The sequence below is a fragment of the Micromonospora sp. NPDC047670 genome (assembly GCF_043204915.1).
Lineage (GTDB): Bacteria > Actinomycetota > Actinomycetes > Mycobacteriales > Micromonosporaceae > Micromonospora.
On the sequence record NZ_JBIDDA010000003.1, the window covers coordinates 123,319 to 148,118 of the forward strand.

Below are 24,800 nucleotides of genomic sequence, written 5' to 3' on the forward strand. Positions count from 1 at the left end.
CTCGGTCGCGCCCCCCCGCGCCCCCCACCGCCGGGCCATCCGCCCCCGGGCCCGCCCCCCCCCCGGGGCGGGGGCCGGGCCGGGGGGGGGGGGGGGGCCCCCCCCCCGCCGCCGACCTCGTCATCGGCCCGCTGCCCGTCGACGGTCACTCGTTGGTGAAGTTGCCCACCTGGCTGGCGGTGCCGGACTGGTCGCTGGTGGATCCGCCGGCGGGAGTGCTCAGGCCGCCCGTGGTGGCGTCGCCGGTGGTGGTCGGGGCCACCTTGCCGCGGTGCCGTTCGGGCTGCCGGGCCAGCCGCCGGACGCTGGCCGGGCCGGCGGTGCCGCCGGTCGTGGTGACCGCCCCCTGTCCCCGGGTGGGACCCCCGTCGCGCAGCACCTCCGGGTCGACCGGGACGTGGGCCGGGTCGTCCGGGTCCTCGTCCTGGATGACCCGCTGCACGTCGGTGCGGGGCACGGTCACCTCGTCCAGGGCGCCCTCGCCGTACACGCCGCCGGCGATCCGGTCCTCGGCCCGCCGGGCGGCGTCCTGTCGCACGTCGTCCTCGCGCACGTCCATCACCTCGCAGAAAGTGTCGGTCTTTGTGCGTGCCCCACGGCCGGCCCGGCAAACCCGCCCCGCCGCGCGGGCGGCCGGTGGCGTACCCCGGCCGTGGTGCGCTCCACGCGCCCGGCGGACCGGATTTTTCCGGCCGCCACCGGGGTGTTACTGCCCCCGCCGGGCCGGGTAGACGGCGGGTGCCCCCGCCATGAACGCGAACCGTGCCGTGGCCGAAACGCGGTAGCGGGGCGAGGGAGTGCAGGTACGACTCATCGCATCCTGAGGAGGACAAGATGAGCACGCAGGCTGCATCCACCAGGCCGATGAACCGGCCGGCGCAGGACGCGCCCAACCGCACCATCCAGGATCGGGCCATCCAGGAGACACCCACCCGGCCGATGCCGATGGTGCACGACGGGCGTCGGGAGGCCATGCAGGCGCCCGGCACGGAGACCAAGCCGTCGCTGCGGACCACCGAGTTCTGGGTCTACATCGCGGCCGTGATCGGCGTGCTGGCCGCCTCGCAGCTGGTCGGGCGGAACTCGACCGGGGTGGACATCTTCCGGGCCGACAACGCCTGGTTCATGGTCACGCTGCTGACCCTCGGTTACCTGGGTAGCCGCGGTCTGGCCAAGGCCGGCAGCAACTGGCGCAGCGGTGAGGAGCGCAAGGCCCGGCACTGACCGGGTACCGCGCGCCACAGCACGGGTGGCCTCCGGGACTGTCGTCCCGGAGGCCACCGTCGTGTGTGGGTGGTCCTACTCCTCGAAGCCGCCGAAGTCCTCGCCGAAGTCGCCCTCGAACGCGTCCTCGACCATCTCGCCGGCGATCATGCCCCCGGCGAGGCCGAGCGCGGCCCCGGCGGCCACGCCGCCCATCCCGTGACCCCGGCGGTGCCCGCCGAGGCCCTGCGCGCGCAGGCTGCCGTAGCGGGAGGTGGTCTCCCGCAGCCAGCCGTCGACGACCTGGGCCCAGTCCGTCCGGTCGGCGTCGGCGTGCGCGACCCGGTAGTGGCCGAAGGTGTCGTGCCCGGCGGTGAGGAAGCCGCCGCGCTTGTCGCACTCGAGGATGACCTCGACCCCGTGCGGGCTGGTGACGAAGGTCAGCTCGACCTCGGTGATGGTCCCCGCGTACTGCGGCGAGGCGAAGAACTCGATCTCCTGGTAGAACGGCAGCGTCTGCTGCGTGCCCCGGATGTGGCCGCGTTCCAGGTCGGCGTGCTTGAACCGGAACCCGAGCCGCTGGAACGCCTCCAGGATCCGCTCGTGCACCGGCAGCGGGTGCACGTTGACCTGGTCCAGGTCGCCCTTGTCCACCGCCCGCGCGATCGCCAGCTCGGTGCGCAGCCCCATCGTCATGCCGCGCAGCCGCTGGCCGTACACGTCGGTGATCGGGGTCTCCCACGGCACCGGGAGCTGGAACGGCAGGGAGAGCTGCTGCTTCGGGGCGAGCTGGAGGGGGCCGCTGACCGGCAGCCGGTGGAACTCCATGACGCCGGCGTACTCGGTGTCGCCGCCCTCGATCTCGACCCGGGTGACCAGACTGACGACGACCTGCTCGACATTGGCCGGGGCGTCCCCGCCGACCAGGTTCACCTGGCCGTCGAGGGTCAGGCCGGGCCGGGTGTTCGGGTTGGTCAGGACGGTGTCGACGCTCGGCCCACCCACACCGAACGCGCTCAGCATCTTCTTGAAGACCATCGGAACTCCCGCGGGATGACGCCCTGCTCCACCCTGGAGCGGGTCGCTGACTTGCCGGGACACTATCCGGAGGCGCTGTGAAGTGCCTGTGAGGGCACGCGCCGCCCCGGTGGGGGCACCGCGCCGCGCCCCGTACCGGCGCGCGGCGGTCAGCCGACCTCCACCACGACCAGCTCGCCCACCTGGTCGCCGATCTGGCTGCGTGCCTCCGCCGGCAGCCCCGCGTCGGTGACGAGCACGTCGGCGTCGGAAAGCGGGGCGATGGTGGCGATGCCGATCGTCTCCCACTTGGTGTGGTCGGCCAGCACCACCAGCCGGCGGGCCGCGCCGATCAGGCACCGGTTGATCCCGGCCTCCAGCAGGTTCGGCGTGGTGAATCCGGTGCGCGGGCTCATCCCGTGCACGCCGAGGAAGAGCACGTCGACGTTGAGGGAGCCGATCGCCGCCTCGGCCACCGGCCCGGTCAGGGCGTCCGAGGGGGTACGGATGCCGCCGGTCAGCACGACGGTCTGGTCGGCGCGGGGGTTCTGGTAGAGGGCGTCGGCGACCGGGATCGAGTTGGTCACCACGGTCAGGCCGCGTACGTCGGCCAGCAGGGTGGCCAGCGCGGCGGTGGTGGTGCCGGCGGAGAGCGCGATGGCCATGCCGGGCTCGACCAGGGCGGCCGCCCCCTCGGCGATGGCCCGCTTCTCGGCCTGCTGCCGGACCGACTTGGCGGCGAAGCCGGGCTCCTCGGCGGAGCCGGGGCCGGCAAGCGTCGCCCCGCCGTGGACCTTGTCGACCAGCCCTCGCTCGGCCAGCGCCTCCAGGTCCCGCCGGATCGTCATGTCGGAGACGCCGAACCGGCTCACCAGGTGGCTGACCCGGACGCCCCCGCGCTGCCGGATCAGTTCGAGGATCGCGGTCTGCCGCTGCTGGGCCAGCATCCGGATGACCTCCTTCGGGCCGTCACTGCGCGGGTGTGGGTGCCGGGTCGGCCGCGGGGCCCTCGCGGACCACGGCCACCTCCCCGGCGGGCACGACCAGGTCGCCGGCGCAGGGCCTGCCCGTCAGCAGCTCCACGCCGGTGACGTCGAGCCGGGCGTCGGCGTCGGTGTGGTTGACGACGAACAGCCAGCTGCGGTCGCCGTCGCGCCGCCGGACCACCTCCACGTCGACGGGCGCCCGCGCGGCCGGGCGCACCCCCGCCTCGGCGACCAGGCGGGCCACCAGCCGGTCCGTGGCCGCCGCGTCCAGCCGGGTGCCGACGTACCACGCCGCGCCGGCGCCCGCCGCGTGCCGGGTCAGCGCCGGCACGCCCGGCAGCGGCCCGTCGGCGTACGCGGCGAGCACGTGGGCGCCCTCGGCGTGCAGCCACTCCGTCCAGACGTCCGCGGTCGAGCCGTCGTCGAGGGTGACCCGCTCCCCCGCCCGCAGCGGGAAGAACTCCTCGACGCGGATCCCGAGCAGCTCCCGGAACGCGCCCGGGTAGCCGCCGAGGCGGATGTGGTCGTGCTCGTCGACGATGCCGCTGAAGTACGTGACCAGGGCGGTGCCGCCGGCCTCGACGAAGTCGCGCAGCGCCTCGGCGTGCGCGTCGCGGACCAGGTAGAGGGTGGGCGCGAGCACCAGCCGGTAGCGGGCGAGGTCGGCCGACGGGTGCACGACGTCGGCGGTGATCCCGGCGCGCCACAACGCCTCGTGCAGCGCGCCGAGGCGGTCGGCGTACGCGACGTCGACGCTGGGGTGCGAGTCCAGCTCGGCGCCCCACCACGCCTCGTAGTCGAACAGGATCGCCACCTCGGCGTCGACCCGGCTGCCGCGCACCTCGGCCAGCGCCGCGAGGTCGGCGCCGAGCCGGCAGACCTCGCGGAACACCTTGGTCTCCGGGCCGGCGTGCGGGACCAGGGCCGAGTGGAACTTCTCCGCGCCGGCCCGGGACGCCCGCCACTGGAAGAACAGCACCCCGTCGGCGCCGCGCGCCACGTGCGCGAGGCTGTTGCGGCGCAGCTGCCCGGGGGTCTTGGCCACGTTGCGCGGCTGCCAGTTGACGGCGCTGGTGGAGTGCTCCATCAGCAGCCACGGCGCGCCGCCGGCGACGCCCCGCGTGTGGTCGGCGGCCAGGGCGAGCCCGACGTGGGCCCGCGGGTCGGCGGCGGTCAGGTAGTGGTCGTTGGAGACCAGGTCGACGTCGGCGGCCCAGGAGTGGTAGTCGAGGTACTTGATGCCGGTGCCGATCATGAAGTTCGTGGTGACCGGCTGGCGCACCAGCCGGCGCAGCACGTCGCGCTCGGCGCGCAGTTGGGCCCGCTGCTCGTCGGAGGAGAAGCGCAGGAAGTCCAGCTGCTGGGTGGGGTTGGCGAACGTCGGCGCGGTGCGGGGCGGGTTGATCTCGGCCCAGTCGCCGTAGCGCTGGCTCCAGAACGTGGTGCCCCAGGCGTCGTTGAGCGCGTCCAGGTCGCCGTAGCGCCCGCGCAGCCAGCGGCGGAACGCCTCCGCGCTGACGTCGCAGTAGCAGTGCACGTTGTGGCAGCCCAACTCGTTGGAGACGTGCCACATGACGACCGCGGGGTGCTCGGCGTACCGGGTGGCGACGGCCTCGACCAGGGCCAGCGACCGCTCGCGGAACACCGGCGAGCTGGGACAGTACGCCTGCCGGCCGCCCGGCCACAGGATCGCGCCGTCGGCGCGGCGGGGCAGCGTCTCCGGGTGCCGGTGGGCCAGCCACGGGGGCGGGCTGGCGGTGGCGGTGGCCAGGTCGACCGCGATCCCGCCGGCGTGCAGCACGTCGATCGCCCGGTCCAGCCAACCGAACTCGTACTCGCCGGGGCCGGGTTCGAGCAACGCCCAGGAGAAGATGCCGACCGAGACCAGGTTCACCCCGGCCCGGCGCATCAGCTCGACGTCCTCGGCCCAGGTCGACTCGGGCCACTGCTCGGGGTTGTAGTCGGCGCCGAACCAGATGTTCTCGCCCTGCCATCGCCGCATGGGTGCAGAGCGTGCCCCGCCGGACAGGCCAAGTCAACACTTTCCAACATCGATCGTCTTTCCAACGTTTACCTCATAACAGCCATGTCACGACGGGGTTGCCGGCCCCTGGCCGCCCTCTTGACAGCGCCCGAAGGACGAGTAGCTTGAGGCGCCACTGGCACTTCGTGTTCACCAATGTGGATTCGCGATGGATCCGGATGTGTGATCACGGTTGCTGGGACACGCCCCCACCGACGGCCCTCGGGCACACCTCTTCATCCGCAGGAGGCACCATGTCCCGTCCCCGCACCCAGGCCGAATACCTGGCCCGGCTCGTACCCCCCTCCGTCGCCGGCCTCAACCGCCGTTCGCTGCTGGCCGGCACCGGCGCCATGCTCGGCACGGGTCTGCTCGCCGGCTGCGGCGGCTCCGACTCCGGCGGTTCGGGCGCCAAGACGGTGTCGCTGGGCTCGAACCAGTCCGACCCGAAGCCCAAGGAGGTGATCGCGAAGGTCATGGACGGGTTCCAGACCTCGTCCGGCCTCCAGGTCGCCGTCAACACGGTCGACCACAACACCTTCCAGGAGAACATCAACAACTATCTGCAGGGCAAGCCGGACGACGTGTTCATGTGGTTCGCCGGCTACCGGATGCGGTTCTTCGCCGCCCGCGGGCTCGCCGGTGACCTCAGCGACGTGTGGGGAAAGCTCTCCGGCTTCTCGGACGCCTTCAAGAAGGCGTCGACCGGCGACGACGGCAAGCAGTACTTCGTGCCGTCGTCGTACTACCCGTGGGCGGTCTTCTACCGCAAGTCGGTCTGGCAGCAGAACGGCTACCAGGTGCCGAAGACGCTCGACGAGCTGACCACGCTCGCCGGGGAGATGAAGAAGGACGGCCTCACCCCGATCGCCTTCGCCGACAAGGACGGCTGGCCGGCGATGGGCACCTTCGACATCCTCAACCTGCGGATCAACGGCTACCAGTTCCACGTCGACCTGATGGCCGGCAAGGAGTCCTGGACCTCCGACAAGGTCAAGAAGGTCTTCGACACCTGGCGCGGGCTGCTGCCGCTGCACCAGCCGGACAGCCTCGGCCGGACCTGGCAGGAGGCCGCCCAGTCGTTGCAGCAGAAGAAGAGCGGCATGTACCTGCTCGGTCTCTTCCTCGGTCAGCAGTTCAACAACGACGAGCTCGACGACCTGGACTTCTTCACCTTCCCCGAGATCGATCCGGCGATCGGGGCGAAGGCCCTGGACGCGCCCATCGACGGCTACATGATGGCCCGCAAGCCGAAGCAGGAGGCCAACGCCAAGAAGCTGCTGGAGTACGTCGGCTCGAAGGCGGCCGGGGACATCACCGTGAAGAACGACCCGAGCACCCTGGTCGCCAACACCCAGGCCGACACCAGCGGCTACAACGCGCTGCAGCGCAAGGCCGCCGAGTTGGTCGGCTCGGCCACCGAGATCGCCCAGTTCCTGGACCGCGACACCCGCCCGGACTTCGCCTCGACGGTGATCATCCCGGCGCTCCAGCAGTTCATCAAGGACCCGAAGGACATCGACGGCCTGACGTCGAGCATCGAGAACCAGAAGAAGTCGATCTTCACCGACTGACGGCGAGAGGGGAAGGACACGTGTCCGACCTGCCCCTGATCCAAGCGGATCGCGCCGTGCCGTCGCCGGCCGCGACCACCACCGCCACGGGTGGTCGCGGCCGCCGGCTACGGCTGTTGTCCCGCACCGACCGCGTGGTCGTCACGCTCATGGTGCTCGTACCGCTGCTGCTCGTCGTCGGTCTGGTCTGGCTGCCGGCGGTGGCCACGGTGGCGCTCTCCGGCACCGACTGGGACGGCATCGGCCCGCTGAGCGACATCGAGTGGGTCGGCGCACGCAACTACACCGACGTGGTCCAGAACTACCCGCCGTTCGTGCCGGCCGCGCAGAACAACCTGCTCTGGCTGGCGGCGCTGTTCGTGGTGGCCACCCCGTTCGGCATGTTCCTGGCCGTCCTGCTCGACAAGGAGCTGCGCGCCACCCGGTTCTACCAGACCGCGCTCTACCTGCCGGTCGTGCTCTCCCTGGCGCTGATCGGCTTCGTCTGGCAGCTGCTCTACTCCCGCGACCAGGGCCTGGTCAACGCGGTGTTCGGCACCGACGTCGACTGGTACGGCGACCCGGACGTCAACATCTGGGCCGTGCTGCTGGCCGCCGGCTGGCGGCACGTCGGCTACATCATGCTGCTCTACCTGGCCGGGCTGAAGGGCGTCGACCCCTCGCTGCGGGAGGCGTCCGCCGTGGACGGCGCGTCGGAGACCCGCACCTTCTTCTCGGTGGTCTTCCCGGTCATGCGGCCGATCAACATCATCGTGCTGGTGGTGACCGTGATCGAGTCCCTGCGCGCGTTCGACCTGGTCTGGGTGGTCAACAAGGGCCGCAACGGCCTGGAACTGCTCTCCGCGCTCGTCACCCAGAACGTGGTGGGCGAGGCGAGCCGGATCGGGTTCGGCTCGGCACTGGCGACCATCATGCTGGTCGTCTCGCTGGTCTTCATCACCGTCTACCTGGCGACCGTGATGCGGGAGGAACGCCGATGAGCACCGCGACAGTGACCCCGCAGAGCGGGACGACGACCACGGGCGGGCGGCGGCAGCCGCTGCGGCCGCAGCGGGTCGTGCTGCACGTGTTCCTCGCGGCGGTGGCGGTCGGCTGGCTCTTCCCGATCCTCTGGGCCGTGCTGACCTCCCTGCGCTCGTACGAGTACACCGCCGCCAACGGCTACGTCTCGCTCGGCGGGTGGACCCTCGACAACTACGTCACCGCCTGGCAGACGGCGGAGTTCGGCAAGCACTTCCTCAACTCCGCCTACATCACCGTGCCGGCGGTGCTGCTGACGCTCTTCCTCGCCTCGTGCGTGGCGTTCGTCATCGCCCGGTTCAGCTGGAAGACCAACATCATCCTGCTCGGCCTGTTCACCGCGGCGAACCTGCTGCCCCAGCAGGCCCTGCTGATCCCGCTGTTCCGGCTCTTCACGCAGGTGCCGCTGCCGGCGTTCATGAGCGACTCCGAGCTGCTCTACGACAGCTACTGGGGCCTGATCCTGGTCAACGTCGCCTTCCAGTGCGGCTTCTGCGTCTTCGTGCTGAGCAACTACATGAAGGCGCTGCCGCGCGACCTCTACGAGGCGGCGATGGTCGACGGGGCGAGCGTCTGGCGGCAGTACTGGCAGGTCACCATGCCGCTGTGCCGGCCGGCCCTGGCCGCGCTGGCCACGCTGGAGGTGACCTGGATCTACAACGAGTTCTTCTGGGCCACCGTGCTGATGCGCACCGGGGACAAGTTCCCCGTGACCAGCTCGCTGAACAACCTGCGCGGCGAGTTCTTCACCGACAACAACCTGGTGTCGGCCGGCTCGGTGCTGGTCGCGATCCCGACTCTGGTGATCTTCTTCCTGTTGCAGAAGCAGTTCGTCCGGGGCCTGACGCTTGGAGCCTCCAAGGGATGAGCATCGTCCACCTGCGCCGCGCGCGGACCAGCCTGGTGCTCGACGCGCGCGGCCCGGCACTGCCCAGGGTCGCGCACTGGGGCGGCGACCTCGGCCCCCTCCCGCCCGACGACCTGCCCGCCCTGGTCGACGCCACCGTCGCGCCGGTCGTGCCGAGCAGCTTCGACGCGCCGGCGGTGCTGTCCCTGCTGCCCGAGGCGTCCGCCGGCTGGAGCGGCCGGCCGGCGTTGGCCGGGCACCGCGACCGCACCGCCTGGTCGACGGCCTTCCGGCTCGACTCCCTCGACGTGCGCGACGACGACCGGGCCGCGTCCGCCCGGGTCACCGTCCGGGCGTCCGACGCCGACGCCGGGTTGTCGCTGACCGTCGAGATCGAACTCGACCCGACCGGGCTGGTGCTGCTGCGGCACCGGCTGCGCAACGACGGCGCCACGGCGTACGAGCTGCGGGAGCTGACCCCGGTGCTGCCGGTGCCGGCGGTCGCCACCGAACTGCTCGACCTGACCGGCCGGTGGTGCCGCGAACGGTCGCCCCAGCGGCACCCGTGGCCCATGGGCGCCTGGGTGCGCGAGGGCCGGCACGGCCGCACCGGGCACGACGCGACCCTGCTGCTGGTCGCCGGCACGGCCGGGTTCGGCTTCGGGCACGGCGAGGTGTGGGCGGTGCACACCGCGTGGAGCGGCGACCACGTCACCTTCGCGGAGCGCCGGCCCACGGGCGAGTCCACGCTCGGCGGCGGCGAGCTGCTCGCCCCCGGCGAGGTGGTGCTCGGCCCCGGCGCGGAGTACGCCACCCCCCTGCTGCACGCCGTCTTCTCCGACGCCGGGCTGGACGGGCTCAGCGACGTCCTGCACACCCACCTGCGCGCCCGGCCGCAGCACCCGGCCACGCCGCGCCCGGTCACCCTCAACGTCTGGGAGGCGGTCTACTTCGACCACGACCCGGAGCGGCTCCGCGCGCTGGCCGACCACGCCGCCGAGGTCGGGGTGGAACGCTTCGTGCTCGACGACGGGTGGTTCCGGGGGCGCCGCCACGACCGCGCCGGCCTCGGCGACTGGTTCGTCGACGACGCGGTCTGGCCGGACGGCCTGCACCCGCTGATCGACCACGTGCGCGGGCACGGGATGCAGTTCGGGCTCTGGGTCGAGCCGGAGATGGTCAACCCCGACTCGGACCTGTTCCGCGCCCACCCCGAGTGGGTGCTGTCGGCGCCCGGCCGGCTGCCGCCGGGGTGGCGGCACCAGCAGGCGCTCGACGTGGCGCACCCGGACGCGTACGCGTACCTCTTGGAGCGGCTGGACGCCCTCCTCTGCGGGCACCCCGGCATCGGCTACCTCAAGTGGGACCACAACCGGGACCTGACCGAGGCCGGCCACCACGGCCGGCCCGGCGTGCACGAACAGACCCTCGCGGTCTACCGGCTCCTCGACGAGCTGCGCCGCCGCCACCCGGGCGTGGAGATCGAGAGCTGCGCGTCCGGTGGCGCGCGGGTGGACCTGGAGATCCTGCGGCGCACCGACCGGGTCTGGGCCAGCGACTGCAACGACGCCCTGGAACGGCTGGCCATCCAGCGCTGGACCGGCCTGTTGCTCCCGCCCGAGCTGGTCGGCAGCCACATCGGCCCCGAGCGCTCGCACACCACCCACCGGGTGCACGACCTGGGCTTCCGGGCGGCGACCGCGCTCTTCGGCCACCACGGCATCGAGTGGGACATCGGCGCGATCGGCGCCGCGCAGCGCCGCGAGCTGGCCGCCTGGGTCGCGCTGCACAAACGGCTCCGCCCGCTGCTGCACGCCGGGCGGGTGGTCCGGGTCGACCACCCGGACCCGGCCGTCTGGGCGCACGGCGTCATCGCCCACGACGGTTCCCGCGCGGTGTACGCCGTGGCGCGGCTGGCCACCTCGGTGGCCCAGGTGCCCGGTCCGGTCCGGCTGCCCGGCCTCGATCCCCGCCGGCGGTACGCGGTGCGGCCCGCTGCGGGCGTGCCGGAGCCCGCGACCCTCCAACTGACCGCGCCGGGCTGGCTGGCCGACGGCGGTGTGACGCTCGGCGGCGCGGTGCTGGCGACCGTCGGGCTCCAGGTGCCGGCGCTGCACCCCGAGCAGACCCTCCTGTTGGAGGTCACCGCCGCGTCGTGAGGGGGTCGCTCTGGTGCCGGCGCTGCACCCCGCGCAGACCCTCCTGTTGGAGGTCACCGCCGCGTCGTGGGCGGGCCGCTCTGGTGCCGGCGGGCCACGGCGAAGCGGCAGCGGACGAGCCTGGGCGATCCCCCGCGGTGGGCGGTTGCCGGCAGGCGGCGGATTTCCCCGGAAATTTCTCGGCCGGGATGTCGAGAACCGGGGTGCCGGCTTCTACCTGTGGGTGAGAGCACCGATGATGGGTGCGCAGTCGTGAGGAGCCAGACGTGAAGTACATGTTGCTCATGCAGTTCAGCGCCGCCGGCACGGACTTCCCCCCGATCGACACGTGGACGCCGGAGGAGATCCGGGCGCACATCGCGTTCATGGGCGAGACCAACGCCAAGCTGGCCGCCGACGGCGAGCTGGTCGACGGTCAGGGGCTCGCCGGGCCGGCGCAGGCGAAGATCGTCCGGGCGGGCTCCGGCGGCGCGCCCGTGGTCACCGAGGGGCCGTTCGCCGAGACCAAGGAGTTCCTCGCCGGCTACTGGATCGTGGACTGCGACAGCCCCGAGCGGGCCGTCGAGCTGGCCGCGCACATCTCCACCGCGCCCGGCCCCGGCGGCCGGCCGCTGAACATGCCGATCGAGGTGCACCCGGTCATGTCGGCCCCGCCGCAGGAGATGTGACGCCTGGACGCCACCGCCCCACCCGTCGAGGACCTGCTGCGCGAGCTGGCGCCGCAGGTCCTCGGCGTGCTCACCCGGCGCTTCGGCGACTTCGCCACCGCCGAGGACGCCGTGCAGGAGGCGCTGCTGGCGGCGGCCACGCAGTGGCCGGTCGAGGGGACGCCGGACAACCCGCGCGGCTGGCTCATCCAGGTCGCGTACCGCCGGATGGTCGAACTGGTCCGGGGCGAGACGGCCCGGCGGCGGCGCGAGGACCTCGCCGCCCGCCGCGAGCCGGACGACCGGCGCGCCGCACCGCCGCCGGACGAGGAGCTGACCGCCGACCGGGACGACACCCTGGCCCTGCTCTTCCTCTGTTGCCACCCGGCGCTCTCGCCGGCCTCGGCGATCGCGCTGACCCTGCGCGCGGTCGGCGGCCTGACGACGGCCGAGATCGCCCGCGCCTTCCTCGTGCCCGAGGCCACCATGGCGCAGCGGATCAGCCGCGCCAAGCAGCGCATCCGCGACTCGCGCATCCCGTTCCGGATGCCCGAGCCGACCGACCGGGAGGCCCGACTGGCCGCCGTGCGGCACGTGCTCTACCTGATCTTCACCGAGGGGCACACCGCCAGCCTGGGCGCCGACCTGCGGCGGGTGGACCTGTCGGAGGAGGCGATCCGGTTGACCCGGGCCCTGCGCGCCCGCCTGCCGGATGACGCCGAGGTGGCCGGGCTGCTCGCGCTGATGCTGCTCACCGACGCCCGCGCCGCCGCGCGGACCGGGCCCTCGGGTGAGCTGATCTCCCTGGCCGAGCAGGACCGCGGCCGGTGGGACGCGACCGCGATCGCCGAGGGCGTCGCCCTGGTCACCTGGGCGCTGCCGCGCGGGCCCGTCGGGCCGTACCAGCTCCAGGCGGCCATCGCCGCCCTGCACGACGAGGCGCCGAGCGCCGAGGAGACCGACTGGCCGCAGATCCTCGCCCTGTACGAGGTGCTGGAACGCTCCTCCGGCAACCCGGTGGTGTCCCTCAACCGGGCGGTGGCGACCGCCATGGTGCACGGCCCGGCCGCCGGCCTGGCGGCGCTCGACGCGCTGGACGCCGACCCCCGGCTCGCCGGGCACCACCGGCTGCCGGCCGCCCGGGCACACCTGCACGAGATGGCCGGCGACCCGGAGCGGGCCGTGGCCGCGTACCGGGCCGCCGCCGCGTTGACGACCAGCCTGCCCGAGCAGCGCTACCTGACGATGCGCGCCGCCCGCCTCGTCCACGGTCCGGACGGCCCACCGGAGCCCGTGGCCGGCTGACGCCGGTCGGGCCGCGGCGGCGTACGCATGAGACCGGTGGCCGGGTCCGCGCGGACCCGGCCACCGGTGGTGCGTGGCGACCTCAGCGGGCGGTGCAGGTCACGGCGGGCGTGGCGTTGGTGCCGTTCCAGCTGCCGATGAAGCCGAAGCTGGTGCTGGCCCCGGCGCCCAGCCGACCGTTCCAGTCGAGGTTGCGGGCGGTGTACGACGACCCGCTGCTGCTCAGTGCGGCGTTCCACGACTGGCTGACCGACTGGCCGTTCGCGAACGTCCACGTCGTCGTCCAGCCGGTGATCGCGGCGGCGCCGGCGGTCACCTTCACCTCGCCCTGGAAGCCGCCCTGCCACTGGTTGACCACCGTGTACGTCGCGGTGCACCCGCCCGGCGGCGGCGTGGTCGGGGGCGGGGTGGTGGGCGGCGGCGTCGTGGGCGGCGGGGTGGTCGGCGGGGCGCTGCCGAAGACCGTCGCCTCCTTCGCGGTCGCCCTGATGCCGTTGGCGCCGTTGAAGATCCGCTGTCCCCAGCTGGTCAGGCTGGCCGGGTTGAAGTTGGTGACCATGTCGAGATACTCGACGCCACCGCCGTTGCCGCTCCACGACCAGCCCAGGTAGCCGATCCCGTTGGCCTGGGTGTACGACAGGATGGTGTCCTCGTCGGGGTTGCCGTCGGAGTGGTCGAAGCCGAACTCGCCGACCACGATCGGCAGCTTGGCGGCGCGGAACCGGCCCAGGTAGTCGCTGATCTCCGCGGCGGTGTCGAAGACGCCGTACATGTGGATGGAGAAGACGGTGTTGCGGTCGGAGTCGGCGGCGAACACCGAGGCGGCGTTGTCGCGCATGGTGAACGACCAGTCCTGGCCCCAGTTGGGCGCGTCCACCATGATCGTGTGGTCCAGCCCGGCGGCGCGCAGCCGCTTGATCGCGATCGAGGTGTCCGTGGCCCAGGAGGCGTAGCCCTGGTTGCCGTACGGCTCGTTGCCGATGTTGACGATGACGTACTTCTCCTGGCCGGCGAGGGCGCCGGCGACGCTGAGCCAGTAGTCGACCGCCTGGTCCAGCGTGGCCGCCCCGCTCTGTTCGCCGTAGCCGGTGGTGTCGTGCACCTCCAGCACGCAGATCAACCGGTTGGCCTTGCACAGCGAGATGACGTTGGCGACGTCGGCGGTGTCGTTCTTCGCCCACCGCTGGCCGCTGGCCAGGACCACCCGCACCGTGTTCGCGCCGAGGGCCTTGATGTTGGCGAAGGAGCTGGTCTGCTGTTGGTACCAGGTGTGTGCGTGGTTCACGCCGCGCATGACGAACTCGTTGCCGTTCGCGTCGTAGAGCTTGCCGTCGGCGACGGAGAAACCGGTCGCGGCCCGCGCGGGCTGGCCGAACGCCAGCACGGCGACCAGCAGCGCGAGCAGGGCCGCACCGGCGGCGGAGAGTCGCTTCTTCATGGCCTTCCTCAAGGGAGGACCCCCGCTGCCCGGGTGGGGGTGGGACGTCACAGGGGGATGGCGGCTGCAGCCCGACAGCCGCCGCCCGGCTCCCGGCGGCGCACGGATCAGCGTAGGCCGATTGGTCCGGGCGCGCAATGAACCGGTTAAGGAGTGGCCCCGGAATACCGGACGCGGATGGTTGAGCCGCCCTGGCCGGGGTATCCGGGGATGATCCGCCCGGGTCGGAAGGAGACGCCATGGTCAAGGTCGGTTACACCCTGATGTGCGAGCAGGCCGGCCCCAAGCAACTGGTCGACCACGCGGTGCGGGCGGAGGCGGCCGGTTTCGACCAGCTCGTCATCTCCGACCACTACTACCCCTGGCTGGACTCGCAGGGCCACGCCCCGTACGCCTGGTCGGTGCTCGGCGCGGTCGCGCACGCCACCAGCCGGGCCGAGCTGATGTCCTTCGTGACCTGCCCGATCCGCCGCTACCACCCGGCGGTCGTGGCGCAGAAGGCCAGCACCGTCGGTGTCCTCTCGGACGGCCGGTTCACCCTCGGCCTCGGCGCGGGCGAGAACCTCAACGAGCACGTCGTCGGTGGCTGGCCACACGTGCAGCAGCGGCACGAGATGTTCGAGGAGGCGCTCCAGATCATCCGGCCCCTGCTCAACGGGGAGACGCTGACCTTCTCCGGCAACCACTACGACGTGCCCGACGCGTACGTGTGGGACCGGCCGGACCGCCCGGTGCCGATGGCCGTGGCCGCCTCCGGCCGGCAGTCGGCCACCCTCGCCGCCGAGTACGGCAACGGCATCGTCGCCACCGAGCCGGACCCGCACATCATCGAGATGTACGACGACGCGGGCGGCGCCGGGCAGCCCCGCTACGGTCAGGTGGCCATCTGCTACGGCCCGGACGAGGCGGAGTGCCGCAAGATCGTGCACGACCAGTTCCGCTGGTTCGGGATGGGCTGGAAGGTCAACGCGGACCTGCCCGGGCCGGAGTCGTTCGCCGCCGCCACCCGGTTCGTCCGCGAGGAGGACGTGGCCGAGGGGATCTCCTGCGGGCCCGACGTGGACCGGCACGTCGAGGCGTTCAAGAAGTTCGTCGACGCGGGCTTCACCCACGTGGCGGTCGTGCAGGTGGGCGGCGAGACACAGCCGATGTTCCTGGACTGGGCGCAGGAGCAGCTGCTGCCCCGGCTGCGCGAGCTGTGAGGGTCTCGCCGACCCGGCGTCCCCGGGCGACCCCGCCCGGCCGGTTCGGCCCGGCCGAGCTGCGCCTCGCGCTCGCCGCGCCGCGCCCGGCCGCCGGCCTGACCAGCGAGTGGCGGCTCGTCGACGGGCTCCGTACGCACACCCGCCGCACGGCCGACCCGGGCACCGGCGCCACGCCGGTCGTGCTGGTGCACGGGCTGGCGGTCTCCCACCGCTACCTGACCCCGCTCGCCCTGGCGCTGGCCGACACCCACCCCGTGTACGCGCCGGACCTGCCCGGCTTCGGGCTCACCGAGCGCCCCGGCACGGCGTACGACGTGCCCCGGCACGCCGACCACCTGGCCGCCTGGCTGGCCGCGTACCGGATGCCGCCGGTCTGCCTGGTCGGGCACTCGTTCGGCGCGGAGGTCGTCGCGGCGCTGGCCGCCCGGCACCCCGACGCGGTCCGGGCCGTGGTGCTCGCGGGCCCGACCAGCGACCCGGCCGCCCGGTCCCGGCGGGGGCAGTTCGGACGCTGGCTGGTGGACACCCTGCGGGAGGCGCCGTTGCAGGCGCCGATCCTGGTGCGGGACGTCGTCGACGCCCGCCCCTGGCGGGTCCACGCCACGCTGTCGCACTCGGTGCGCAACGGGGTCGAGGCGGACCTGGTCCGGATCGCCGCGCCCACCCTGGTGGTCACCGGCTCCCGGGACCCGGTCGTGCCGGCGCCCTGGCGCTCGCAGGTGGCCCGGCTGGTGCCGCACGCCCGCACGCTGACCGTGCCGGGGGCCGCGCACAACGTCGCCACCACCGCGCCGGCGCAGGTCGCCGACGCGATCCGTGCCCTTCTCGCCCCGTCGCTGACGAACAGGTGATCACATGCGCATCGGCAACACGGAGATTCGGCCCGCCGGCGGCGGCCTCGGCTGCCTGCTGATGATCCTCTTCTCGATCGTCGCCTCGGTCGTCCTGACCGTCCTGCTCAACCTGGTCCTGTAACCCGCACCGCCGCTCGCTCCTCGGCAGCGGCCCCGGCCGGTAGATCTTGGTAGGAACCGGCCCCTCGGGGGCCTCTGCGCACCAAGGTCAACCGGCCAGGGCCGGCCGGGGCCGGCCGGGGCGCCCATCGGTCAGCGACGCAGGCCCAGGGCGGTCAGGGTCTCGCGGGTCGCCTGACGGACCGGGTCGAGCACGCCGCGGCGCAGCCAGCGGGCCACCGGCGACACCATCGCCCGCCACGCGGCGGCGACCGCCCGGCCCACCGGACGGACGGCGTGGCGCCACAGCCAGCCCGCCGCCAGCACGAACGGGCGCAGGGTGAGCGCATAGCACCACCAGAGCAGCCGGCCGGCCGCCCGCCACGCCCACGCCGCCGCGTCGAGCAGCACCCGGCCGACGGCCAGCAGCCACCGTCCCACTGTCGAGAGCCCGGCCACCAGCAGGCGCCCGAGCGGGGCGAGGAGCCGGCCCAGCCAGCGCAGCGGCACCCAGAGCAGGTGGTACGCCAGCCAGGCCAACGGCATCCACACCACGGTGCGGGCCAGCCAGGCCAGCCCGTGGGCGAGCCACACCAGCGGCACCCAGACCAGGGTGCGGAGCAGCCAGGCCAGCCCGCGGCCGAGCCAGCACAGCGGCATCCACACCAGGGTCCGCAGCAGCCAGCCCAGCGGGCGCAGCAGCCAGCGGTCCAGGAACCGGCCGACCGGCGCGAGCAACCAGCGGTGCAGCCACCGGCCGATCGCGGCGACCACCTCCCAGGCCAGCCGCACGGGCACCACCACGACCAGCGCGATCCCCCGCGCGACAGCCACCAGCGGCGGGGCGGGCTCGGCCGGCGTCCGGCCGCCCGTCGGCGCGGGGTTCGGCGAGTCGATCACCGGCTCACGGTAACCGCCACCGACAACGGCCATCGGCGAGTCGATCACCGGCTCACGGTGACCGCCACCGACAGCCGGGCACCGGGTCAGGCCGGGTGCAGGGCCAGGTCCGCGACGACCGGGTAGTGGTCGGAGGCGTACTCGCTCTCGCCGCCCCGCACCACCCGGCAGTCCCGCGCCCGGCCGGCCAGCGCCGCGGTGCCGAACAGGTAGTCCAGGCGCATGCCGGAGAACTCCACGCCGCCGCCGTGCCGGGTGGGCGCGGTCAGCCCGCCGTCGGCCGTCCCGGCCGCCGCGTACAGGTCGACCAGGCCGGCGGCGAGCAGCCGGGCCACCGCCCGGGTATCCACCGTCCGCCCGTCCCGGCGCAGGTGACGACGGCGGTACGCGGCGGGGAGCCGGGCGATCCGGTCGGTGTGGTCGGCCAGCGGGTCGAGGGTGTTCAGGTCCCCGGCCAGCAACCCCAGCTCCCCCGGCGCGCGGCGCAGCGCGGCGGCGGCCCAGCCCGCCTCGACGCGCCGCCGCAGCCCCCGGTACGGGTCCAGGTGGACGCTCAGCACGGTCAGCGGGCCGGCGTCGGTCGCCACGGTGACCCGCTGCGCGGCGTGGTGGAACGGCCGGCGCACCCGGGCGGCGGCGAGGGCGCGCAGCGGCGGCCGGAGCAGCACCGCCACCGGCTGGCCGAAGCAGGACCGGGCCAGGTGGGGACGCATCCCCACCCGGTCCGCGAAGTCGCCGAGCACGCCGCCCGAGTCGAAGTCCCGCAGCTCCTGGAGCGCCAGCACGTCGGGCCGCTGCTCGGCGATCACCCGGACCAGCCGGTCGCGGCGGTCGGCGCCGCCCCGGTCCCGCCCGCCGGTCCGGATGTTCCAGGTCATCACCCGCAGCATGGCCGGCGTCAGTCCACCCGGGCGGCCTTGGCCAGCTCGTCGTCGAGGGTGCGCACGTCCTCGGACCCGATGCTGGGCCGGTTGCCCTCGCGCAGGTCCTCGTTGGGGCGGACAACCCAGTAGAGCAGCCCGATCCACAAAGCGGTGAGGATGATCGCGCCCATGAAGTCGGTGGGGTGGTGCATCCCCCGGTACATCCGGGAGATCGCCACGCCGGCCGGCATCACCACCGCCAGCGCCACGAAGATCCACCGCCACCACCGGTCGGTACGCGGGAAGACGATGATCGCGATGGCGACCCACACGCACAGCGTGGCGGCGATGTGGCCGGACGGGAACGAGGAGGTCGGCATCGGGCCGTCGAGGTTGCCCACCGGCGGCCGCGGCCGGTCCACCGCGGCGGCGGAGGTGAGGAAGAGGCTCAGCTCGCCGAACATGGTCAGCGCGACGAAGAGCACCGGCCGCCAGCGCCGCCACACGGCCAGCACGAGCGGGCAGAAGACCAGCGAGATGAGCAGGATGGCGTGGGTGTCGCCGGCCTTGCTCCACCAGTGGCTGAAGTCGTCCCGGCCCGGCGTGCGCTGCTCGGCGAACCACCTGGGCACGTCGGTGTCGAGGGTGGCGAAGAAGGTGCCCCCGGCGTGGTAGCTGACGAACATGCCGAAGCCGTAGAGCGCGCCGAGGACCAGCACCCAGCCGACGAGCAGCTCGAACACGGCGGCGCGGGGGTGCGGCAGCAGATGCGCCTCGTCGGGGGCGGGCGCCACGTCGTGGGCGGCCTCCGGCTCCAACCCCTCCGTCAGCGCCGGGACCCGCCGGCCCCGCTCCAGCCGCCACAGCCGGAAGGCGTACGCGGTGACGCCGAGCCAGGCGGCGCCGAGCAGCCAGGCCCCGAGCACGTCGGAGACGAAGTGCACGCCGAGCGCGATCCGGGTCAGACCGATCAGGAACACGACGGTGGCGACCAGGGCGATGGCGGGCCTGCGCCAGCGGCGCGACATCGCCGGCAGGAAGACCAGCAACAGCGCCCCGTACGCGACCATCGAGCCGAGGGCGTGCCCGCTGGGGAAGCTGTCCCCGGCGTAGTGGCCGATCGGCACCTCCACCTCCGGACGCAGGCGGTCGACCAGGGTCTTGAGCGCCGGGTCGAGGATCAGCGCGCCGAGGCCGGTGACGATCAGGAACACCGCGAGCCGGCCCTGCCGGCGGATGAGCAGGCCGACCACGGCGACCGACACCAGCCAGATGATGACCGCCCGGCCGCCGAGGTCGGTGAGCGCGTTGAGCACGGTCACCAGCGGCCCGTGCGGGGCGACCAGGTCGTTGAGCCAGGCCGCCACGCCGTGGTCGACGTCGTAGAGCGGGGTCCACCTGGTCCGGACCAGGACGAGGAGCACCCCGAAGCCCACCCCGGCGCCGAGCACGACCGCCAGGCCGACGAGCGTCCGTTCGGTGAAGTGACCCAGGGGTCGTCGCAACGCCTCTTTGACCGCGCTCACGGCAGCCTCCCTCTCGCCTCTGGCGTGCCGCAATACCCGATCGGCGCTCCGCGTACACCGAGGTGGTGTCCGAAACGGACTACAGGGAGGTCATCTCGCCGGTGTCGCGCAACTCCTCGCGCTCGGCCTCGGGCTCCCACAGGTCCGGCTGGGCGGGCTCGCGCACGCCGATCCGCAGCGCCTCCAACTGGGCGGCGAAGGACAGCCCGCCGAAGAGCGCCATGCCGGTCAGGTTGGCCCACAGCAGCAGCGCCATCATCCCGGTCAGCGCGCCGTACGTCTGCCCGAACCCCTCACTGAACCGCACGTACGCGGCGAGCAGCAGGCTGGCCACCCACCACAGCACGGTGGCGATCCCGGCGCCGAAGAACAGCCAGGACAGGCCGGGCTGGTTGCGGCGGGGCGCGTGCCGGAACAGCACCGCGACGGCGAGGACGGTCAGCCCGAGGCTGAGTGGCCAGCGCACCACGTCCCAGACGCCGTTGGCGAACTCGCCCCAGGCGTAGTGCCGCTGCACCGAGTCGCCCATCGGCCCGCCGCCGACGAGGATCAGGAACCCGGTCAGCGCCGGCACGCCGGCGGTGAGGGCGAGGACGGCGGCGCGGACGTACTTCCACAGCGCCGGGCGGTCCCGCTCCACGCCGTAGATCCGGTTGGCCCCGCGCTCGATCTGCGCCATGGTGCTGGTGAGCGCGACCAGGCCGGTGACCAGGCCGAGGCTGAGCGCCAGTTCCCCGGCGCGTTCGGTGCGGTCGCCCTCGCCGAGCAGCTCGGCCACCATCGGTTCGCTCGCCCCGGGGGTGAGCGCGAGCACCGTGTCGGCGACGACCTGGCCGCCCTCCTCGACGCCGAGTTCGCTGATCAGGCCGGTCAGCGCGATCAGGAACGGCACCACGGCGAGGCACAGTTGCAGCGCGAAGGCGCGGGAGTGGCTGAACCCGTCGCCGTAGCGGAACCGGATGAAGGCGTCCCGCAGCAGGTGCCAGCCGCCGTGGCGGCGCAGGGTGTGCCAGGCGTCGTCGGCGTTGAGTTCCTCGTCGGGCATCAGCCGGGTCTCCGGCACGATCCGGGTGCTACTCACGGCGCGCCTCTTCGATGAGCTCCTCGCCCCGCTCCCCGGCTGCCTGCGCGTCGTCGGCCAGGTCGGGGGCCTGCTCGGGCTGCGGCACGCAGAGCCACAGCGCCCGCCGCCGGATCTCGGCCTTCAGGGTGCGGCCCGGCGCGATGAGGTCGCCGTCGAGCTCCCGGGGCTGGGCCCGGTTGCTGGTGATCTCCACGCGCCGACCCCGGAAGACCTCCATCCGGGGGACGCGGTCCTGCTTGCGTACGACGGCCCAGCCGAGCGCCAGCCAGTGCCGCAGCGTACGCGGGGTGAGCACCGCGACGTCGAGGTAGCCGTCGTCGGGCTCGGCCTCGGTGAGCAGGCGTACGCCGCCCTGGAGGCGCCCGACGTTGGCGATCAGGACCGAGCGGGCCCGGCGGCGGATCGGTTGCTGGTCGTCGATGCGGATGGACACCTTCATCGGCCGGTCGCGCAGGTGCCGGGCGGCCCCCACGACGTACGCCGGCCAGCCGAACCGCCTCTTCGTGGTCTCCGAGGTGTCGGCGAGCATCTGGGCGTCGAAGCCCATGCCGGCCATCACGGTGAAGTAGTGGTCCTCCACCGCGCCGACGTCGAGCAGCCGGCGGCCCCGCTCGACGGCGACCTCCAGCCCGGCGGCCAGGTCCCCGGAGAGGCCCAGGTTGGCCGCGAGCAGGTTGCCGGTGCCCTGGGGGAGCACGGCGAGCGCCACGTCGGTGCCGACCAGGCCGCTGACGCAGGACATCACGGTGCCGTCGCCGCCGCAGGCGAATACCACGTCCACGCCGGCCTCGACGGCCTTCTCGGTCTGACCGCGGCCCGGGTCCTCGACGGTGGTCTCGAACCACAGCGGCTCGGGCCAGCCGGCGGCGGCGAGGGCGTCGTGGACCGTCCGTCGCAGCTCGTCGAGGTCGGCCACCTTCACCGGGTTGACCACCACGGCGGAGCGCAGACCGTCGCCGTGCGCCGCGCGCCTGTCCTGTCCAGCATCCACGGCGCCAGTGTGCAGGAGAACCGGCCCGGCAGCGACCCGGCGGGGTGGTGAGCTTACGCGCAGCGAAAACGGGTTTGCGGACGCGGCTCGCCGGAGCGGACCGCCCGGCCACGACCGGCGCGGCCGGTGCGGTCAGGGTGTGGCGGCGATCCGCCCTCGCCCGGGCGGGGCCGGCGTCAGGCCGCGGCCCGCAGCGCGGTCTCCACCCGCCGGCGCAGGTCGTCCAGGTCGGCCCCGGCCTCGGTGAGCACCAGCGCGCCCAGTCCGCGCCCCTCACGGAGCACGCCGAGCAGGATGTGCTCGGTGCCGATGTGGCGGTGGCGCAGCCGCAGCGCCTCCCGCAGCGCCAACTCCAGCACCTTCTTGGCGCGTGGGGAGAAGGGCCCGCCCGCGTACCGCCGCAGGCCCCAGCGGCGGCGCGGCGGCGGTGCCGCCTCGCGCAGCGCGTCCGGGCCGAAGGACTCCTCGATGCGCGCCACGATGGCCGCGAGGTCGATGCCGATCTCCCGCAGCGCGGCGGCGTCGGCGTCGGCGAGGCCGGTGCCGCCCCGCTCGGTGTGCCGGCGGACGCGGGCCCGCAGGTCGTCGGCGCGGACGCCGGCCTCGGTGAGCACCCGCGACGCCAGGCTGTCGCCGTCGGCGAGCAGGGCGAGCAGCAGGTGCTCGGTGCCGACCGGCCGCTGGCCCTCGGTCCGTGCCTCGTCCCGGGCGACGCGCACCACCGTGCGAGCCCGGTCGGTGAACCGTTCGAACATCACGCCTCCCAGGAGGATCCGACCGCCGGACGCCCGGCGTGCTTCTTGTGGACCGCCTGCCGACTGACCTCGAGCTCGTCGGCGATCTCCTGCCAGGACCAGCCCTGTCGACGGGCGTTGTCCACCTGGACCACCTCGAGCCGTTCGAGCAGCCGGCGCAGCGCGCGGACGGCGCGCAGCCCGACCCGGGGGTCGGTGCTGCCGGCCGCCGCGGCGAGTTCCGTTGCCTGACTCATGTCGTCAACCTACGTTGACAAGCGCCTCCTGTCAACTTGCGTTGACACCCGGACACGGTCGGCCCGGTGCTACCGTCCGCCGGTGCCCAGTCCCCACCGCAGGTCCAGGGAGATGGCCGTGCCCGGTGAACCGCGCCGCTTCCCGCTCGACGCGGTCACGCTGGAGGCCGTCGGCGGCAGCGTGGTCGGCGACCGCTACCCGGCGAACTTCGACGTGCCGCACGTCGACCCGGCCCTGCCGTTCGCGGCGGTGGCCGACGGGATGGGCGCCGGCGAGGGCAGCCGCCGGGCCGGCGCGACGGCGATGGAGAGCCTGGTCGCGCAGGTGCGGGCCGCCTGGCCCGAGGTGGGTCCCCGGCAGCTGCGGGCCGCCGTGGCCCGGCTGCAATCGGCCGTACGCACCGCCGGCGCGGGCCTGGCGGAGCTGACCGGCTGCACCCTCACCGCCCTGCTCGCGGAGCCCGACGGCGGCCAGGGCTGGCTCGTCCAGCTCGGCGACTCCCGCGCGTACCGGCTGCGCGACGGCCTGCTGGAACTGGTCACCGTCGACCACACCGCGGCCTGGATCGGGGTGTTGCACGGGTGGTACCCGGCCGACTCACCCGCCGCCGCCCGCGCCCGCTACCAGCTCACCCGCTACGCCGGCCACCCGAAGGAGCCGGAGGCCGACCTGCTCGCCGTCTCGCTGCGCCCCGGCGACGTCTGGCTGCTCTGCACCGACGGGGTCAGCGACCAGGTCGACTACCACCTGACCCGGGAACTCCTGGCGGCGGCGCGACCGGAGCAGGCGGTCCGGGACCTGCTCGACGCCACCCTGACCGCCGGCGGCGACGACAACGCCACCGCCGTGGTCGTCCGGGTCCACCCCGCGGCTTCCCGCTGACACCTCCGAACGCCGGAAACGCCGCTGGCCGGCACCCCGCACGGGGTGCCGGCCAGCGATTGTTCACACGTGTCGTCAGTTGTTCCAGTGCTGGGCGACGAGGTCGGCGGCCTGCTGCTCCCACTGCGCGTAGTGATCGGGGTACGCCGACACCTGCACCGTCTGCGCCGCCTTCGTCAGGGGCATGTCCTGCCACCCGTCGACCTGCTTGAGACCCTTCAGGAACGCCATCGTCGAGTACTGCGGGTCGGTGATCTGCTCCACCGTGCCCCACCCACTCGACGGGCGCTGCTGGAACAGGCCCTGCGAGTCGTGGTCGTTGCGCTCACCCAGATGACCCAGGTTCTCCAGCTTCGACTCCTGCAACGCCGTCGCGATCGCGACCACCGCGGCCCGCTCGTCCATACCGGCCTTCTTCGTCGCGGCGATGATCGCCTTGACGTTGGCGACCTGCTCGTCGGACAGGTCGATGCGCGACTGCGCGCCCTGCACACCGTGCGGGATCAGCTTGGCCTTGTCGACGGCCGGCCTGTCGGCCTGCACGGCGACGGCGGTGATCGGGGTGCCCGCCTCGATCGGGGCGGTGGTGTCGTTGTGGTTCAGCGGGCCGGCGGCGAGAGCACCGGCGGTGGCGAGACCAGCGATACCGAGAACGCTCTTACGCATGATCGTGTTCATCACAGTGGCTCCATTCGGGGGTTGGCACCACCACCGCCAAAAGGGGGAACGGCGAAGGGATGCAAGCACCGTCCGGCGCTCAAAGAAATCGGGGGGATCCGGCAGCACACCGGGGAAGACTCAGACCAGGCCAGTCACGCGGGGCGCGGGGACGCCCCCGCTCACGCCGGCCGGACCATGTGTAACGACCAGCGGCCCACCATCATTCCGGGGCGGCACACCAACCCGGCGGGGCGGGCGTACCCTTGCTCAGCCGTACACCGGATGTAACGACCCCGGCCCCGCCACGATTCCACACCCACGATGCCCCCGGTCACACCCCCAAACCAGACATGCGGGATGTCACCGCCCAGCCCCTGTCGACCTGCCCCCACCGACGGGACGCGCACCGACCGCCGTACCGCCAACCGGACATCCAGGCACGCACGGCGCCCGACCACCGACGGGGTGTGGCCCGCCGTGCCCGGCGCAGGGATCAAGCCTGACCGCCCGGAGCCGGGCACGGCG

23 protein-coding genes are annotated in these 24,800 nt (G+C 73.4%); 10 read left to right on the forward strand and 13 right to left on the reverse strand.

The features are described from left to right. Positions 1–145: 145 nt before the first annotated feature. On the reverse strand, positions 146–553 hold the full coding sequence (locus ACGF7U_RS08595; RefSeq protein WP_393104427.1) for a hypothetical protein: 408 nt from the start codon (positions 551–553) through the stop codon (positions 146–148). A gap of 281 nt (positions 554–834) precedes the next feature. Between ACGF7U_RS08595 and ACGF7U_RS08600 the strand changes: the two genes are divergently transcribed. Further along, complete coding sequence (locus tag ACGF7U_RS08600) at positions 835–1,224, forward strand: hypothetical protein (RefSeq protein WP_393104430.1); 390 nt, start codon at positions 835–837, stop codon at positions 1,222–1,224. 75 nt (positions 1,225–1,299) lie between these two features. Here the strand turns inward: ACGF7U_RS08600 and ACGF7U_RS08605 are convergent, their stop codons facing one another. The 3 genes from ACGF7U_RS08605 to ACGF7U_RS08615 form a co-directional block, all read right to left on the reverse strand. Then, entirely contained in the window at positions 1,300–2,241 is a 942-nt protein-coding gene (locus tag ACGF7U_RS08605) for a sporulation protein (protein WP_393104432.1), read from the reverse strand. Positions 2,242–2,390: 149 nt separating this feature from the next. Then, on the reverse strand, positions 2,391–3,167 hold the full coding sequence (locus ACGF7U_RS08610; RefSeq protein WP_393104434.1) for a DeoR/GlpR family DNA-binding transcription regulator: 777 nt from the start codon (positions 3,165–3,167) through the stop codon (positions 2,391–2,393). A gap of 22 nt (positions 3,168–3,189) precedes the next feature. Further along, positions 3,190–5,208 carry a beta-galactosidase gene (locus ACGF7U_RS08615; RefSeq protein ID WP_393104436.1) on the reverse strand — a complete coding sequence of 673 codons (2,019 nt, stop codon included), beginning with the start codon at positions 5,206–5,208 and terminating at the stop codon, positions 3,190–3,192. 275 nt (positions 5,209–5,483) lie between these two features. On the opposite strand from ACGF7U_RS08615, the gene ACGF7U_RS08620 reads away from it, so the two are divergent. From ACGF7U_RS08620 to ACGF7U_RS08645, 6 genes are all read left to right on the forward strand, one after another. Next, positions 5,484–6,803, forward strand: a complete 1,320-nt coding sequence (locus ACGF7U_RS08620; protein WP_393104439.1) for an ABC transporter substrate-binding protein — start codon at positions 5,484–5,486, stop codon at positions 6,801–6,803. 20 nt (positions 6,804–6,823) lie between these two features. Further along, positions 6,824–7,783 (forward strand): carbohydrate ABC transporter permease, encoded by a 960-nt coding sequence (locus ACGF7U_RS08625; protein ID WP_393104441.1) that lies wholly within the window; start codon positions 6,824–6,826, stop codon positions 7,781–7,783. Further along, a complete protein-coding gene (locus ACGF7U_RS08630) occupies positions 7,780–8,691 on the forward strand; it encodes a carbohydrate ABC transporter permease (protein WP_393104443.1) in 912 nt (303 codons plus the stop codon). The genes ACGF7U_RS08625 and ACGF7U_RS08630 overlap by 4 nt, the downstream gene beginning before the upstream one ends. After that, positions 8,688–10,829, forward strand: a complete 2,142-nt coding sequence (locus ACGF7U_RS08635; protein WP_393104446.1) for an alpha-galactosidase — start codon at positions 8,688–8,690, stop codon at positions 10,827–10,829. The genes ACGF7U_RS08630 and ACGF7U_RS08635 overlap by 4 nt, the downstream gene beginning before the upstream one ends. A gap of 275 nt (positions 10,830–11,104) precedes the next feature. Continuing rightward, entirely contained in the window at positions 11,105–11,497 is a 393-nt protein-coding gene (locus ACGF7U_RS08640; protein ID WP_393105269.1) for a YciI family protein, read from the forward strand. 3 nt (positions 11,498–11,500) lie between these two features. After that, positions 11,501–12,781, forward strand: a complete 1,281-nt coding sequence (locus ACGF7U_RS08645; protein WP_393105271.1) for an RNA polymerase sigma factor — start codon at positions 11,501–11,503, stop codon at positions 12,779–12,781. Between the two features lie 82 nt (positions 12,782–12,863). Here the strand turns inward: ACGF7U_RS08645 and ACGF7U_RS08650 are convergent, their stop codons facing one another. Next, positions 12,864–14,219 carry a cellulase family glycosylhydrolase gene (locus tag ACGF7U_RS08650; protein ID WP_393104449.1) on the reverse strand — a complete coding sequence of 452 codons (1,356 nt, stop codon included), beginning with the start codon at positions 14,217–14,219 and terminating at the stop codon, positions 12,864–12,866. A gap of 239 nt (positions 14,220–14,458) precedes the next feature. Between ACGF7U_RS08650 and ACGF7U_RS08655 the strand changes: the two genes are divergently transcribed. Both ACGF7U_RS08655 and ACGF7U_RS08660 read left to right on the forward strand, forming a co-directional pair. After that, positions 14,459–15,421 (forward strand): TIGR03557 family F420-dependent LLM class oxidoreductase, encoded by a 963-nt coding sequence (locus ACGF7U_RS08655; protein ID WP_393104451.1) that lies wholly within the window; start codon positions 14,459–14,461, stop codon positions 15,419–15,421. Further along, on the forward strand, positions 15,418–16,275 hold the full coding sequence (locus ACGF7U_RS08660; RefSeq protein ID WP_393104454.1) for an alpha/beta fold hydrolase: 858 nt from the start codon (positions 15,418–15,420) through the stop codon (positions 16,273–16,275). Before ACGF7U_RS08655 ends, ACGF7U_RS08660 begins: the two co-directional genes overlap by 4 nt. Positions 16,276–16,530: 255 nt before the next feature. Here ACGF7U_RS08660 and ACGF7U_RS08665 read toward each other — a convergent pair whose 3' ends face one another. The 7 genes from ACGF7U_RS08665 to ACGF7U_RS08695 all read right to left on the reverse strand — a co-directional run bounded on the left by ACGF7U_RS08665 (position 16,531) and on the right by ACGF7U_RS08695 (position 22,732). After that, the gene (locus tag ACGF7U_RS08665; RefSeq protein ID WP_393104456.1) at positions 16,531–17,277 is read right to left on the reverse strand and encodes a hypothetical protein; all 747 of its coding nucleotides are present in this window, start codon (positions 17,275–17,277) and stop codon (positions 16,531–16,533) included. 86 nt (positions 17,278–17,363) lie between these two features. After that, positions 17,364–18,167 carry an endonuclease/exonuclease/phosphatase family protein gene (locus ACGF7U_RS08670; protein WP_393104459.1) on the reverse strand — a complete coding sequence of 268 codons (804 nt, stop codon included), beginning with the start codon at positions 18,165–18,167 and terminating at the stop codon, positions 17,364–17,366. An 8-nt stretch (positions 18,168–18,175) separates the two neighbouring features. Next, positions 18,176–19,666, reverse strand: coding sequence for a phosphatase PAP2 family protein (locus ACGF7U_RS08675; protein ID WP_393104461.1), 1,491 nt, complete (start codon positions 19,664–19,666; stop codon positions 18,176–18,178). A gap of 79 nt (positions 19,667–19,745) precedes the next feature. Continuing rightward, positions 19,746–20,747 carry a YihY/virulence factor BrkB family protein gene (locus ACGF7U_RS08680; protein WP_393104464.1) on the reverse strand — a complete coding sequence of 334 codons (1,002 nt, stop codon included), beginning with the start codon at positions 20,745–20,747 and terminating at the stop codon, positions 19,746–19,748. Continuing rightward, positions 20,740–21,741, reverse strand: a complete 1,002-nt coding sequence (locus ACGF7U_RS08685) for a diacylglycerol/lipid kinase family protein (protein WP_393104467.1) — start codon at positions 21,739–21,741, stop codon at positions 20,740–20,742. The genes ACGF7U_RS08680 and ACGF7U_RS08685 overlap by 8 nt, the downstream gene beginning before the upstream one ends. 176 nt (positions 21,742–21,917) lie before the next feature. Beyond that, positions 21,918–22,496: a Clp protease N-terminal domain-containing protein gene (locus tag ACGF7U_RS08690; RefSeq protein ID WP_393104470.1), complete on the reverse strand. Its 579-nt coding sequence runs from the start codon at positions 22,494–22,496 to the stop codon at positions 21,918–21,920. Further along, positions 22,496–22,732, reverse strand: coding sequence for an HTH domain-containing protein (locus ACGF7U_RS08695; RefSeq protein WP_089001290.1), 237 nt, complete (start codon positions 22,730–22,732; stop codon positions 22,496–22,498). The genes ACGF7U_RS08690 and ACGF7U_RS08695 overlap by 1 nt, the downstream gene beginning before the upstream one ends. A 112-nt stretch (positions 22,733–22,844) precedes the next feature. On the opposite strand from ACGF7U_RS08695, the gene ACGF7U_RS08700 reads away from it, so the two are divergent. Continuing rightward, on the forward strand, positions 22,845–23,615 hold the full coding sequence (locus tag ACGF7U_RS08700) for a PP2C family protein-serine/threonine phosphatase (protein WP_393105273.1): 771 nt from the start codon (positions 22,845–22,847) through the stop codon (positions 23,613–23,615). Between the two features lie 75 nt (positions 23,616–23,690). Here ACGF7U_RS08700 and ACGF7U_RS08705 read toward each other — a convergent pair whose 3' ends face one another. After that, entirely contained in the window at positions 23,691–24,293 is a 603-nt protein-coding gene (locus ACGF7U_RS08705; RefSeq protein ID WP_393104473.1) for a hypothetical protein, read from the reverse strand. Between the last annotated feature and the right edge of the window lie 507 nt (positions 24,294–24,800).